The sequence below is a fragment of the Streptomyces sp. NPDC037126 genome, assembly GCF_055605965.1.
Window position 1 is genome coordinate 17,718 of the sequence record NZ_JBVJTD010000008.1, and the last position, 13,839, is coordinate 31,556.

A 13,839-nucleotide genomic window follows, 5' to 3' on the forward strand; every position below is an offset into this window, starting at 1 on the left:
CTCATGGAGGGCCCTCGTCCCCGCCTCCGGGCCGGCCCCGCCCATCCGTCGTGACGCCGTCGGCGCGCACGGCCCCGAGCGGCCGTCCGGGGCCCGAGCTGCCGTCCACTCACGGGGCGTTGATCTGCGTCGCCCTGCCCGGCCTCGCCATCTCCGGGGAGGTGGGACAACTGGACGGCCGCGGGCTCGACGGGTTCTACCGAGGAGGCAGGCGCCTGCTCTCGCGCTGCCAGTTCCGGGTTGCCGGACGGGAGCCGCTGGCGATGCAGGCAAGAATGACCGGAGCGGCCAGCGCGCGCTTCGTGAGCACCCTGCGTGCCTCACCCGCGGCCGGACCGGATCCGGACGTCGTGATCGAGCGAACGCGCCACGCCGACGGCACCGAGCGGATCCTGTTGCGCAACACCGGCCTGCGTCCCCTGCGCCTGCCGGTGGAGGTGGCTCTCGGTACGGACCTCTCGGAACTCGGTGCCATCGCCGCCGGCAAGACAGGCCCCGAACTGCCGGCCAGCGTCCACGGCTCGGGTCTGCGCTGGGCCACGGACGGCATCGCCGCCTGCGTCACCAGCGAGCCGCCGCCCTGCGATGCCCTCGCGTCCGCCGGGCTGCTGCGCTGGGACCTGGATCTGCCGCCGGGCGGCACGGCAGCCGTGGAGCTGCGGGTGCGCCCGACCGGAGCCGGTCCGCTGCGGGCTGCGGGTCTCGCCACGACCGGCCCACTCGCCCCGGCCCGCGCAGCCGGCGACGATCGCCGCGTGGCGCCGCTGCTGCAGGCAGCCGTCGCCGATCTCCAGGCACTTCTCCTGCGCGATCCCGCAGACCCCTCCGACACCTATCTCGCGGCCGGCGCGCCCTGGCGCTGCGGAATGGCCCCGGCCGAGGCCCTCGCCGCGGCCCGCATGCTGCTGCCCCTGGGCACCCGGCTCGCCGCGGGCACACTGCGCGCCCTCGCCCGCACCCAGCTCCCCGGTCCGGGCCCACGGGCAGGCCTGATCCCCGGACCACGACGCGACGCCGGGCCGTTCCTCCCGCCGAGCTGCACGGGAACCGAGGCCACACTGCTCTTCCCCGCCCTGCTGGCCGAGGCCCGCCGCTGGGGACTTCCCGAGCGGGAGGCGACGGAACTGCTCCCCTCGGCCGAGCGCTGCCTGACCTGGCTGCGGACCGCCGTCGGCGACGGGCCCTACCTCCCGGATCCACAGCCGGGTGGCCCCGTCCGCTGCGAGACACAGGCCCACGCGTATCGTGCGGCCCTGCTCGGTGCCGACCTGCTGGACGCATATGGCAGACCCGGTGCCACGGAACTGCGGGAATGGACTCAGGGACTGCGAGCGGCTTTCCGGTCCGACTTCTGGATCGAGGACCATGGCGCAGGACGCCCGGCCGCCGCCCTGGCACCGACCGGCCGGCCCGTACCCCACCTGGGCTCGGCCCCTGTCCATCTCCTCGACACCGGCCTGCTCGGCTCCGGCCAGATGGCCGCGGGTCTGCTCGACAAGGCGCAGACCGAGCACCTCGCCCGGCTGCTGGGAAGCCCCGCCCTGGACGCGGGCTGGGGACTGCGCGGGCTCGGCGCCAAGGAGCCGGGACACAACCCGTTCGGCCACCGGACCGGAGCAGTGCGCGTCCATGAGACGGCGCTCGCCGTCGCCGGGCTGGCCGCCGCCGGCTACGAGAAGGAAGCCGGCGGCCTGCTGAGGGGACTGCTGGACGCGGCGGAGTACTTCGGTCACCGGCTGCCCGAGATGTTCGCCGGTGAACAGCGCTCCGCGGGCAGCGCCCCCTCCCCGCATCCCGCGGCCTGCCGTCCGGCCGCCACCGCCGCGGCCTCCACGGTCCTGATGCTCACCGCGCTCGTGGGAATCCGCCCCGACGCCCCTGCCCGTACGGTCGTCCTGCGCCCCGTCCGCAGCGCTCCGCTGGGCGAACTCGGCCTGACCGGGCTGCGCGTCGCCGGTGCGCCCTTCGCCGTCCGGGTCAGCCGGCTGGGACTGGCCATGGTGGAGGAGGCGGCGGACGGCCTGCAGCTGGGAGCGTGATTCCCCTTACCGCCGGACCGGAACGCGAGAGGAGCCACGCTGCGACCCATAAGGCGGCGAAGCGGAATGGCCACCGGTGCGGCCGACGAAGGGAGTGTTTATCGTCAGGCAGACGACTATGATCGCGGCATGCCCTACGACCCGTCAGCCTTTCCGCCCTTCGCCGTCACCGTGGACCTGGTCGTGCTGACCGTTCGCCGTCATGCCCTGTGCGCGCTGGCGGTACGCAGGGGCGAGCCTCCGTTCCAGGGGCGCTGGGCGCTGCCCGGGGGCTTCGTGCGGGCCGACGAGGACCTCTCCCAGGCGGCCGCGCGGGAGCTCGCCGAGGAGACCGGGCTGTGCGCGCACGACCCCTCGGTACCCGCCCAGGACAACGGAGCGCACCTGGAGCAGCTCGCCACCTACGGCGACCCCAAGCGGGACCCGCGGATGCGTGTGGTCAGCGTGGCGCACCTCGCACTCGCCCCCGACCTGCCCGCACCGCGCGCGGGCGGCGACGCCAGCAACGCGCGCTGGGCTCCGGTCGAGGAACTGCTGCAGCAGGGTGGTTACGGCCGGGACGGCGAGCCCGTCGCGCCGCTCGCCTTCGACCATGCCCAGATCCTCGCCGACGGTGTCGAGCGGGCCAGGTCCAAGATTGAGTACTCGTCGCTGGCCACCGCCTTCTGTCCGCCCGAGTTCACCGTCGGAGAGCTGCGTCGCGTCTACGAGGCGGTGTGGGGGGTGGCGCTCGACCCGCGCAACTTCCACCGCAAGGTCACCGGCACGCCCGGATTCCTCGTGCCGACGGGAGGTACGACCACGCGCCAGGGCGGTCGCCCGGCCCAGCTGTTCCGGGCCGGTGGCGCCACGCTGCTCAATCCCCCGATGCTCCGCCCCGAGGTGTGATCACGACGGTGGTCGGCCACTGGGCCGCCGGGCGGCCTGGCCGCATGGGCTGAAGCGGGCTGGGTGCAGAAAACGGGCCTCCGTTGCATCGAACGGTGGACACTGACCGGCCCAGGGGCGCGGCACTCAACATCAGATCACCCCATACCCGAAAAAACCGGACATCGCACGCTATCTTGCTGCAGGTGATCCAGGCCTTCGGACTGACCAGCAATTCCCGCAAGGCGCAGCCCCCCGCCGTCGACGACGTCTCTTTCGAAGCGCGCGCCGGTCAGGTCACCGTGCTCTTGGGACCCGCCGGCGCGGGCAAGACGACGGTGCTCAGACTGATGCTCGAACTGCAACAGGGTCGCGGCATCACCTACTTCAAGGGGCGGCCCCTGCACCGGATCGCGCATCCGTCGCGAGAGGTCGGTGTGCTCCTCGGCGACGTACCGGGGCACCCGGCCCGCTCGGTACGCGGGCACCTGCGCATGCTGTGCGCGGCCTCGGGGGTCCCCGCGCGCCGCGCCGACGAGGTCCTCGAAGTCGTGGGCCTCGTCAGCCTCCGGGAGGAACGTCTCGGCTCGCTGTCGCGTGGCATGGACCGCAGACTCGGCCTGGCGTGCGCACTGCTGGCCGACCCGCACACACTTGTCCTGGACGAGCCCACCGACGGCCTCTCCGCCCGCGAGGCGCAGTGGCTGCACAGCATGCTGCGGGCCCACGCCGGCCAGGGCGGCACGGTGCTGATGACCACGGCCGACACCAAGGAGGCCGCGCGCTCGGCCGACCGGGTCGTCACCCTCGACGGCGGAAGGATCTTCGCCGACCAGGTCGGCCGGGAGTTCGCCCGCACCCGGCTGCGCCCGCGCGTGGCCGTGCGCACGCCCCACGCCACCCGCCTCGCGGCCCTCCTCACCAAGGAGGCCCGCGCCGACCGCCGCTCCGTCGAGGTCGTACGGGAGGGAGGCAACCGCCTCTCGGTGTACGGCACTACGACCGCCGACGTCGGGGAGACGGCGTTCCGCCATGGCATCCTCATCCATCAACTCGCGGACGAGGTGGGCGACATGGGTCCCGGCGCCGGGACGGGGTCCGAGCGCGATACGAGCGTGGACGTGGCGGCGCCCGAGCGCGGTTCCGCCGTACCGGACCCGTCCTCGACGGATCGCCCGCAGCGACCCGTTGCCGGCCCCGAGCCGACGGAGGAGGCCGGCCTGCCGCCAGCCGCCCCCTTGGCGGAGCGGGACCAGGCGGCAGGGGACCGCCCGTCGGCGGGGCGCCGACGGACCGTGTTCGGCTTCACCGCGCCGGAACCCGCCACCACCGCGAGCGGCGCCTCGTCGGCGGGCCGCACCCGAGCGGGAACGGACGGGCCGCCCGCACAACGCGAAAGCGCCGCCCCCGCCCGGTCGGCGCCGGAAACGGCGTCCGTGCCGGGGCCGACCACCTCGGTACTCGGCTCTTCAGCAGCACGGCAGGCACCCTTGAGGACCGACTGGTCCACGGCTGAGCGAAGCGCCGGACCCTCGTTCGACGCGCCGCCGACGGAGCAGGGAGCCAGGCCGGCGTCCGACTTCTCGCCGGCGGAGCAGAACGCCGGGGCGGTGTCGGTGTCCAAGCTTTCGTCGATGGAACAGAGTGGTGCCGCTCCGGCTCTCTCCCCCCGGGAGCCTGGCATCGCGGGTACCGCTCTTCCGCCGGTGGGGCACGGGGCCGGCCAGGGCAGCGCGTCGGGCAAGTGGCCGCAAGCCGCAGCGGATCAGTCATCGCTTGCGCCGAGGACCGCCGCGCGGGGTCTTCCCACGGTCGACAAAGGGCAGGCCTCGACCTCTCTCCCGGCGTGGGAGCGGGTGCAGGTCCTCGCCGGTGAGAGATCGTCGTTCGGAGAAATGCCCGACCACCGAACCGTGCAGGATCACCGGGAGGGGCCCGAGGGCCCTGAGCCGGCCGACGCAGGGGCGGAAGCCGGTGACATGGCATTGGCCGAGGGCGTTGTCGTGCCCGTCGGCGAGGATGTCTCGGCCGGCACCGTGACGGCCGAGCCCGCCGAGGCGCCCGTACGAGCAGAGGGCAGCCTCGCCCCCGACGTGGCCGCAGCCCCCGAAGCCGCTCGCCCCGAGAAGTCGCCCGCGGCCCCCCAGCCCGGCAACGCGGGCATTCCCGTGGCCGGCATCCCCGTCACCCGTAGCCGCTTTCCCGAGGTCAGGAATCCCGGCACCCGGAAGCCGCAGTCCGCTCGCGACGCACGCACCGGTGGCGTCCGCGCGCGCGAGGCACTGTCCACTCTCCCGCCCTCCATCTCCGTCCGCCCCGCCCCCAGCCCCCTCCGTCCCCTGCGCTATGAGATCCGGCGCGCCGCCGGTATCGGCACCGGCTTCCTCACCTGCGGCGCCGTGCTCGTGGTGTCCGCGCTCACGGCCGTACTGCTGGCCAGGTTCGGCCACACTCCGCAGGCGCGGCTGTTCGCGGCGTGGCCGCGGGACCTGCCGCTGCCACCCGCGGCGCTCGCGGCGGGGCTGCTCGGCGCCCTGGCCTTCGGGGACGAGTTCCGCCACCCCGCCCTGGCGACGGACCGCGGCACGGTGCCCCGCCGCCTGGGGCTGCTGACCGCGAAACTTCTCGTCTCCGGAGCCACCGCGGTGCTGCTGGCCTTCCTCACCGTGGGCTGCGACGCCGAAGTGCTCTACATCGTCTACGGACGGGAGCTGACACAAGTTCCCGCGGACTGGCTTTCGCTCACCGCAAGTTGGTTCGGACTCGTGGTCGGCTGTGCCTGGGCAGGCGTGCTGGCCGCGGGCGTCTTCCGGTCCACCTCGGGAGGTCTCGCGGCCGTCCTCGCCGTGCCCGTTGTCGTCGTCCCGCTCCTCAACCTGGCGCTACGGGGTCACGCGGTACGGATGACCGACGACTTCCCGGCGCGCATGAGGGAGATGCTGCTGCTGCAGTGGCCGTTCGGAGGGGAGCGCTACCTGGTCGCGGTGGCTCGGATCGTCGCTCAACCCGTCGGCTGCGCACTGGTGTTGTCGCTGGCGGCACTGTTGTGCGCGTATGTGTTCACGACACTGCGTAGCAGAGTCCGATGACCACCGTTCGCCCGCTTCAGGTCCCGCTGTGCGCACAACTCCCCGTGGACAGCCCATTTCTTTCCGATAAGGCGTCAATTGCGACGGGGTGAGCGATCACCCTTTCGTGTGCTTTTCACCAAAGACCTCAAGGGAGTTGAAGACGGCGCCGACAAAGGATCCGTGAGTACCCTTGCGCACACCATGATGACCGCCGCCCGCTCCTCAGACTCCGGTCTGGTCGGCCCGGGCGAACTCGACCGCTACCCCTACGCCGAGGCCCCGATGGTCGACCGCGTCGGAGCGCCCGTCTGGGACGGAGGCGAGGCCGACCTGGGCCGGGTGGGCCGGCGGGCCACGAGCAGCCGCGGACGCGGACTCCACGGCCAACTCGTCCAGCAGCTCGGTCAGATGATCGTTTCAGGTGACCTGGGTGCGGACCGCCCGCTGGTGCCCGAGGAGATCGGCCAGCGCTTCGAGGTCTCCCGCACCGTCGTCCGCGAGTCCCTCCGTGTCCTGGAGGCCAAGGGCCTGGTCAGCGCCCGCCCGAACGTCGGCACGCGCGTGCGTCCCGTCAGCGACTGGAACCTCCTCGACCCGGACATCATCGAGTGGCGGGCCTTCGGGCCCCAGCGGGACGACCAGCGCCGCGAGCTGAGCGAGCTGCGGTGGACGATCGAGCCGCTCGCCGCCCGCCTCGCCGCCGGGCACGGCCGGGAGGAGGTGCAGCAGCGCCTGTGCGACATGGTCGAGATCATGAGCCACGCCATGGCGCAGGGCGACGCGCTGACCTACTCGCGCGCCGACACCGAGTTCCACGGCCTGCTCATCCAGATCGCGGCCAATCGCATGCTGGAGCACCTCTCCGGCATCGTCTCGGCCGCTCTCCAGGTCTCCGGCGGCCCGGTCACCGGCTGTGACCGGCCGAACGAGACGTCCGTCGCGCTGCACGCGCGGATCGTCGACGCCCTCGGCACAGGCGACGGCACCGCGGCGGAGACGGCCATGCGTCAACTGCTCACGGTCCACCCCGAGGTGGAGCGCGTGGTTCCCGCCCCTCGCGAGCACTGACCCGCTCCGCAGGCGGTGCGGTCGCCAGTGTGCGGCGTCCTCGTGGTTCAGGGGCGCGCCGGCCCCGGTACCGGCCGTCGCCGGACCTGCCGGACCTTTCGGGTCCGGCAGGTCCGGCGGTGCGGCGCGGCGATCGCGATCACGGCGTGACCGGAGTGATACCTTCGGCGATCTTCTCTGTCCGCATCTGCACGCTTTTGGTTGCTTACGGGGTGTGACTCGGGCCACGCAGATTGGGCGTAACGCTCGCGGGAACAGCGCGATGACCTAATAGGTGACAGCCGCGAAGGGAATACGGACGCCATGCCAGGCGCTGTGCATCTTCCCGGCCTCCGCCCGCGCCGTCGGCCCATCCCCAGGCCGGTGGTCGGCTCCCGTCCGCAGTGGACGGTGCCGGAAGCCGTTTTCCAACGTTCCGAGAGGTTGTTCGTGTCGGCCAGCACATCCCGTACGCTCCCGCCGGAGATCGCCGAGTCCGTCTCTGTCATGGCGCTCATTGAGCGGGGAAAGGCTGAGGGGCAGATCGCCGGCGACGATGTGCGTCGGGCCTTCGAAGCTGACCAGATTCCGGCCACTCAGTGGAAGAACGTACTGCGCAGCCTCAACCAGATTCTTGAGGAAGAGGGTGTGACGCTGATGGTCAGTGCAGCAGAGCCCAAGCGCACCCGAAAGAGCGTCGCAGCGAAGAGTCCGGCGAAGCGCACCGCCACCAAGACGGTCGCGGCGAAGACGGTGACCACCACCAGGAAGGCCACCGCCTCCGCGGACGCCCCCGCGGCGCCCATTGCTCCGACCGCAGCCGATTCCGCCGAGGAAGCCGCCGGCGCCGCCAAGAAGGCGGCCGCGAAGAAGACGACGACCGCCAAGAAGGCGGCCGCCAAGAAGACCGTCGCGAAGAAGACGGCCGCGAAGAAGACCGCGGCCAAGAAGGACGACGTCGAGATTCTCGAGGAAGAGGTCCTCGAGGACACCAAGGTCGCCGACGAGCCCGAGGGCGCCGAGAGCGCGGGCTTCGTCCTGTCCGACGAGGACGAGGACGACGCGCCAGCCCAGCAGGTCGCCGCGGCCGGCGCCACCGCCGACCCGGTCAAGGACTACCTGAAGCAGATCGGCAAGGTCCCCCTGCTCAACGCCGAGCAGGAGGTCGAGCTTGCCAAGCGCATCGAGGCCGGGCTCTTCGCCGAGGACAAGCTGGCCAACGCGGACAAGCTCGCCCCCAAGCTCAAGCGCGAACTGGAGATCATCGCCGAGGACGGGCGCCGCGCCAAGAACCACCTCCTGGAGGCCAACCTCCGTCTGGTGGTCTCCCTGGCCAAGCGCTACACCGGCCGCGGCATGCTCTTCCTGGACCTCATCCAGGAGGGCAACCTCGGTCTGATCCGTGCGGTCGAGAAGTTCGACTACACGAAGGGCTACAAGTTCTCCACGTACGCCACCTGGTGGATCCGTCAGGCGATCACCCGCGCCATGGCCGACCAGGCCCGCACCATCCGTATCCCGGTGCACATGGTCGAGGTCATCAACAAGCTCGCGCGCGTGCAGCGCCAGATGCTCCAGGACCTGGGCCGTGAGCCCACCCCGGAGGAGCTGGCCAAGGAGCTCGACATGACCCCGGAGAAGGTCATCGAGGTCCAGAAGTACGGCCGCGAGCCCATCTCGCTGCACACCCCGCTGGGTGAGGACGGCGACAGCGAGTTCGGTGACCTCATCGAGGACTCCGAGGCCGTCGTCCCCGCCGACGCCGTCAGCTTCACGCTTCTGCAGGAGCAGCTGCACTCCGTTCTGGACACCCTGTCCGAGCGCGAGGCCGGCGTCGTCTCCATGCGCTTCGGTCTCACCGACGGTCAGCCGAAGACCCTGGACGAGATCGGCAAGGTGTACGGCGTGACGCGTGAGCGCATCCGCCAGATCGAGTCCAAGACCATGTCGAAGCTGCGCCACCCGTCGCGTTCGCAGGTGCTGCGCGATTACCTCGACTAGGTCCGGTCGTAAACGGCGAAGGCCCGGTTCCCCCGTGGGAGCCGGGCCTTCGTGCTGCGCGCGGCGGCACTGTGGATCACTCTGGGTGTCCCAGCACACCCCTGAGTGAGGAGCCTGCATGCACCGTTCCATTGCCCGGGTACTGATCCGGCCGCTGGTCATGGCGGCCGCCATGACCGCCATACCCCTGGTCGGCGCGGCCCACGCGGCCACCGACGGCGTGGTGGTCGGAGGGTTCCCGATAGACGTCTCGCAGGCCCCGTGGACCGTGGCGCTGTCCAGTCGTGACCGGTTCGGAGGTACGCGCGCGGGCCAGTTCTGCGGCGGCGTGGCGATCGCACGCACCACAGTGCTCACTGCGGCCCATTGCATGACCGACGACGTCCTGGGGACGCCACCGAACCGCGTGAGCGACCTCAAGGTCATCGAGGGCCGCACGGACCTGCTGTCGAGCGAGGGCAAGGAGATCGCCGTACGGGACGTCCGGGTCAATCCCGGCTTCGACAGTGCGACGAACTCCGGCGACTTCGCCGTCGTCACGCTCGCCGAGCCACTGCCGCAGAGTGCGGTCATCGGCATGGCGGGCCCGGGTGACCCGGGCTACACGCCGGGCACGGAAGGCCTCGTCTCCGGCTGGGGCGACCTGACCGGCGACGGTGCCTACGCGCACCGGCTGCACGCCGCACGCGTGCACGTGCTGTCCGACGACCTCTGCTCCCGGGCCTACCCGGGCGGGCCGGACGGTGCGTACCGGGCCGGCACCATGCTCTGCGCGGGAGAGGTCGCCGGTGGTCCTGACGCCTGTCAGGGCGACAGCGGCGGCCCGCTGGTGGCGGGAGGCCGGCTGATCGGTCTCGTGTCATGGGGCAGCGGATGCGGGCGCCCGGGGAGCCCCGGGGTGTACATGCGCGTCTCCGAGGCCGTCAGCGCCCTTCAGCCGGGCACCGGAGCCCCGAAGAAGCCCCGAGGGGCCTCCTGAGGCCCCGCACGAGGGTACGAGGACGGGCGGCCGCTCCTGGAGGAGCGGCCGCCCGTTCACCGGCCTGTGCCGGTGCTGGCTCGTCGTGTGTGCGAGATTCAGCGCTCTTCTTCGGAAGCGTTGTTCGGAACGGAGGTGAGCCGCTCCGTCTCGTCCTGTATCTCAGCGGCGATCTTCTTGAGTTCCGGCTCGAACTTGCGACCGTGGTGGGCGCAGAAGAGCAGTTCTCCGCCGCTGAGCAGGACCACGCGCAGGTATGCCTGGGCGCCACAGCGGTCGCAGCGATCGGCGGCCGTCAGTGGGCTCGCGGGGGTCAGAACAGTAGTCACGTCGCCTCTTCTCTAGCTCGACGAGCTGTCGTACCAGGGTCAACATCCAACCAGCCCGAAAACGTTCCCGCTCGTGGCTTTTCCTCGAAAAATCTTCCGGGGCGGCTGTTTGCTGCCGGTTGGCGGCGAATGAGCCGTAGTGCGTGTCTTGTGTGCTTTACGGTTTCGCGCTGTCTTGTGCTCGGTCCTCCCGGCGGGGTTGCCGGTTGTTCATGAGGACGTGCCCGGAGCCTAAATGGTTCATGCCTCCAATGGAACGTGATGTGTGCTTCACTCCATCGAGGGATCGAACGTGTATGCGAGCCTGGACTAGTCTGAGTTCCCGACGAGGGTGGCGTTACACCGGCTCTACCAGGCCTCGGTACCCTCTGAGCGGCAACCGAAGCCGTCCCCTTACCCAGAAGGGGGCAACCTGAAATTCAGCGAGGAGCGAACCGCGTGACCGCCGATACGTCCGTGCCGTCCACAGCGCTGCTGGCAGGAGCAGACCGCGACGGTTCCAACTACACCGCGCGGCACCTGCTCGTCCTCGAGGGTCTCGAGGCCGTGCGCAAGCGCCCGGGCATGTACATCGGCTCGACCGACAGCCGCGGCCTGATGCACTGCCTGTGGGAGATCATCGACAACTCCGTGGACGAGGCCCTCGCGGGTGTCTGCGACCACATCGAGGTGATCCTCCACGACGACGGCTCCGTGGAGGTGCGGGACAACGGCCGCGGCATCCCCGTGGACGTGGAGCCCAGGACCGGCCTGTCCGGCGTCGAGGTCGTCATGACCAAGCTGCACGCCGGCGGCAAGTTCGGAGGTGGCTCGTACGCGGCCTCCGGCGGTCTGCACGGTGTCGGAGCCTCCGTGGTCAACGCCCTCTCCGCCCGCCTCGACGTCGAGGTCGACCGCGGCGGCAACACCCACGCCATCAGCTTCCGGCGAGGTGTGCCGGGCGCCTTCGCCGGGGCCGGTGCGGACGCGAAGTTCGAGGCCAAGAGCGGCCTGCGCAAGGCGAAGAAGATCCCCAGGACCCGTACCGGCACGCGCGTGCGCTACTGGGCCGACCGGCAGATCTTCCTGAAGGACGCCAAGCTCTCCCTGGAGAACCTGCACCAGCGCGCCCGACAGACCGCCTTCCTGGTGCCCGGTCTGACCATCGTCGTCCGCGACGAGTACGGCCTCGGCGAGGGCGGCAGCAAGGGCGAGGAGTCCTTCCGCTTCGACGGCGGCATCAGCGAGTTCTGCGAGTACCTGGCGAACGACAAGCCGGTGTGCGACGTGGTCCGCTTCTCGGGCAAGGGCACCTTCAAGGAGACCGTCCCGGTGCTGGACGAGCACGGCCAGATGACCCCCACCGAGGTCGCCCGTGAGCTGGGCGTGGACATCGCGCTGCGCTGGGGGACGGGCTACGACACGGCCGTCAGGTCGTTCGTCAACATCATCGCCACCCCCAAGGGCGGCACCCACGTCTCCGGCTTCGAGCAGGCCCTCACCCAGACGATGAACGACGTGCTGCGCGCCAAGAAGATGCTGCGCGTGGCAGAGGACAACATCGTCAAGGACGATGCCCTGGAGGGCCTCACCGCCGTCGTCACCGTGCGCCTGGCCGAGCCGCAGTTCGAGGGCCAGACCAAGGAGGTCCTCGGCACCTCGGCGGCCCGCCGCATCGTGAACAGCGTGGTCTCCAAGGAGCTGAAGGCGTTCCTGACCACCACGAAGCGTGACGCCGCCGCCCAGGCGCGGGTCGTCATGGAGAAGGTGGTCGCCGCCGCCCGCACGCGTGTCGCGGCCCGCCAGCACAAGGACGCCCAGCGCCGCAAGACCGCCCTGGAGTCCTCGTCCCTGCCGGCCAAGCTGGCCGACTGCCGCAGCGACGACGTCGACCGCAGCGAGCTGTTCATCGTCGAGGGCGACTCCGCGCTCGGTACGGCCAAGCTGGCGCGGAACTCCGAGTTCCAGGCCCTGCTGCCGATCCGGGGCAAGATCCTCAACGTGCAGCGCTCGTCCGTGACCGACATGCTCAAGAACGTCGAGTGCGGCGCGATCATCCAGGTCATAGGAGCAGGCTCGGGCCGCACCTTCGACATCGACCAGGCCCGCTACGGCAAGATCATCATGATGACCGACGCCGATGTGGACGGCTCCCACATCCGCTGCCTGCTGCTCACGCTGTTCCAGCGCTACATGCGGCCCATGGTCGAGGCTGGGCGCGTCTTCGCCGCGGTGCCGCCGCTGCACCGCATCGAGGTCGTCCAGCCGAAGAAGGGGCAGGACAAGTACGTCTACACGTACTCGGACCGTGAGCTGCGCGACAAGCTCATGGAGTTCCAGAGCAAGGGCATCCGGTACAAGGACTCCATCCAGCGATACAAGGGTCTGGGTGAAATGGACGCCGACCAGCTGGCCGAGACCACGATGGACCCGCGTCACCGCACGCTCCGGCGGATCAACCTCTCCGACCTGGAGGCCGCTGAACAGGTCTTCGACCTGCTGATGGGCAACGACGTGGCGCCCCGCAAGGAGTTCATCTCCAGCTCGGCGGCGACGCTGGACCGGTCACGCATCGACGCGTAGCCGCTGCGCTCGGCTTCGGCGGAGCCGGGCGTGCCGCGCTGGGAGGGTGCGGGCCGGGACAGAGTGCCCGGCCGGGAAGAGGTAGGCAGGGACAGGTGGGGCCGGGAAGATTCGGAGGCCTCACGTGCACCTGCCTGTCCGGCTGGTCGGGTGGACTCCGGGGGCCTGCCTGCTCGCAGGGACGCGTCCGAGGGGCCCTGGGCAAGTCCGTGCCGCTGACCGGCTGCCGCCCCGAGGCTCCGGCGGACCTTTCTGCCTGACTAGCGGGGGAGGGCCGGGTCTGGCAGGCGGGGGCGGAGGGGCGAGTCTGACAGGGGCGGTCCGAGAGGCCGCCGGCCCGGACGGCCTGTCCGGCGGACCCGCGGGCAGTCGGGGCTCAGCCTCAACGGGCTTCTGCATGGCTGACCAGCGGGAACCCAGAGAGGCAGGCCTCGACGGCCGGCTCGGCTGGACTGGGCCCGACGATTGGTCGGGCTGGTTGGTCCAGGCCTGGCCTGGACGGCGGTGAGCAAAGCGTCGTCACCTCCGCCGGGCAGTGGAGCGGGCTGAAGCCGTGGCCCATGGGCGGCCCGGTGGTGAGCTGCGTGTTGAGTTGAACGGGCCGCTGCGAGCCCTCCGTCCAGCCGAGGGGCCCCGGCAGTGCCTGGATCACCGATCCCCCGTTAAGGCCCGCTCCGCTCCTCGCCCCCGTCAGCCTGCAAGGACTCAGCCGGCCCGAAAGCCGGTCCGGAAGCCGGTAAGCCGGCCCGTCGCCTGGGCCGCAGCATCCGGCCCGCCCACCCCCGCTCCTGACAGCCGGCCGAACCGTCGCCACACCGGATCGGCCGAGCCGCCACCACCCGCTCCAATACCGGTCCCGACCACCCGCTGCAACACCGGTCCCGCGACTCCCCGGGCCGGCCGCGCGTCGCCCCCCGACCGGCTCTCCACCCCCGGGTGGAGGC

Annotated in this window: 8 protein-coding genes; 7 read left to right on the forward strand and 1 reads right to left on the reverse strand. The window is 71.2% G+C overall.

Features of this window, described 5'->3' with window-relative positions; all coding sequences use genetic code 11:
- Positions 1–122: 122 nt before the first annotated feature.
- The 6 genes from ACZ7FF_RS19240 to ACZ7FF_RS19265 all read left to right on the forward strand — a co-directional run bounded on the left by ACZ7FF_RS19240 (position 123) and on the right by ACZ7FF_RS19265 (position 10,004).
- On the forward strand, positions 123–2,039 hold the full coding sequence (locus ACZ7FF_RS19240) for a glycogen debranching N-terminal domain-containing protein (RefSeq protein ID WP_470813667.1): 1,917 nt from the start codon (positions 123–125) through the stop codon (positions 2,037–2,039).
- A gap of 129 nt (positions 2,040–2,168) precedes the next feature.
- Positions 2,169–2,927, forward strand: coding sequence for an NUDIX hydrolase (locus ACZ7FF_RS19245; RefSeq protein WP_208034827.1), 759 nt, complete (start codon positions 2,169–2,171; stop codon positions 2,925–2,927).
- Between the two features lie 185 nt (positions 2,928–3,112).
- Positions 3,113–5,995 (forward strand): ABC transporter ATP-binding protein, encoded by a 2,883-nt coding sequence (locus ACZ7FF_RS19250; protein WP_470813418.1) that lies wholly within the window; start codon positions 3,113–3,115, stop codon positions 5,993–5,995.
- Between the two features lie 162 nt (positions 5,996–6,157).
- Positions 6,158–7,045, forward strand: a complete 888-nt coding sequence (locus ACZ7FF_RS19255; RefSeq protein WP_470813419.1) for a FadR/GntR family transcriptional regulator — start codon at positions 6,158–6,160, stop codon at positions 7,043–7,045.
- 429 nt (positions 7,046–7,474) lie between these two features.
- Complete coding sequence (locus ACZ7FF_RS19260; RefSeq protein WP_470813420.1) at positions 7,475–9,025, forward strand: RNA polymerase sigma factor; 1,551 nt, start codon at positions 7,475–7,477, stop codon at positions 9,023–9,025.
- 118 nt (positions 9,026–9,143) lie between these two features.
- The gene (locus ACZ7FF_RS19265) at positions 9,144–10,004 is read left to right on the forward strand and encodes a serine protease (RefSeq protein ID WP_470813421.1); all 861 of its coding nucleotides are present in this window, start codon (positions 9,144–9,146) and stop codon (positions 10,002–10,004) included.
- A 98-nt stretch (positions 10,005–10,102) separates the two neighbouring features.
- Here the strand turns inward: ACZ7FF_RS19265 and ACZ7FF_RS19270 are convergent, their stop codons facing one another.
- Positions 10,103–10,333 (reverse strand): DUF7455 domain-containing protein, encoded by a 231-nt coding sequence (locus ACZ7FF_RS19270; protein ID WP_391847477.1) that lies wholly within the window; start codon positions 10,331–10,333, stop codon positions 10,103–10,105.
- Between the two features lie 438 nt (positions 10,334–10,771).
- On the opposite strand from ACZ7FF_RS19270, the gene ACZ7FF_RS19275 reads away from it, so the two are divergent.
- Positions 10,772–12,895 carry a DNA gyrase/topoisomerase IV subunit B gene (locus tag ACZ7FF_RS19275; protein WP_470813422.1) on the forward strand — a complete coding sequence of 708 codons (2,124 nt, stop codon included), beginning with the start codon at positions 10,772–10,774 and terminating at the stop codon, positions 12,893–12,895.
- The last annotated feature ends 944 nt before the right edge of the window (positions 12,896–13,839 follow it).

Excerpts from the sequence above, each read along its gene's own strand:
- ACZ7FF_RS19265 (WP_470813421.1), top strand. The coding sequence starts at position 9,144 with ATGCACCGTTCCATTGCCCGGGTACTGATCCGGCCGCTGGTCATGGCG.
- ACZ7FF_RS19245 (WP_208034827.1), top strand. The coding sequence starts at position 2,169 with ATGCCCTACGACCCGTCAGCCTTTCCGCCCTTCGCCGTCACCGTGGAC.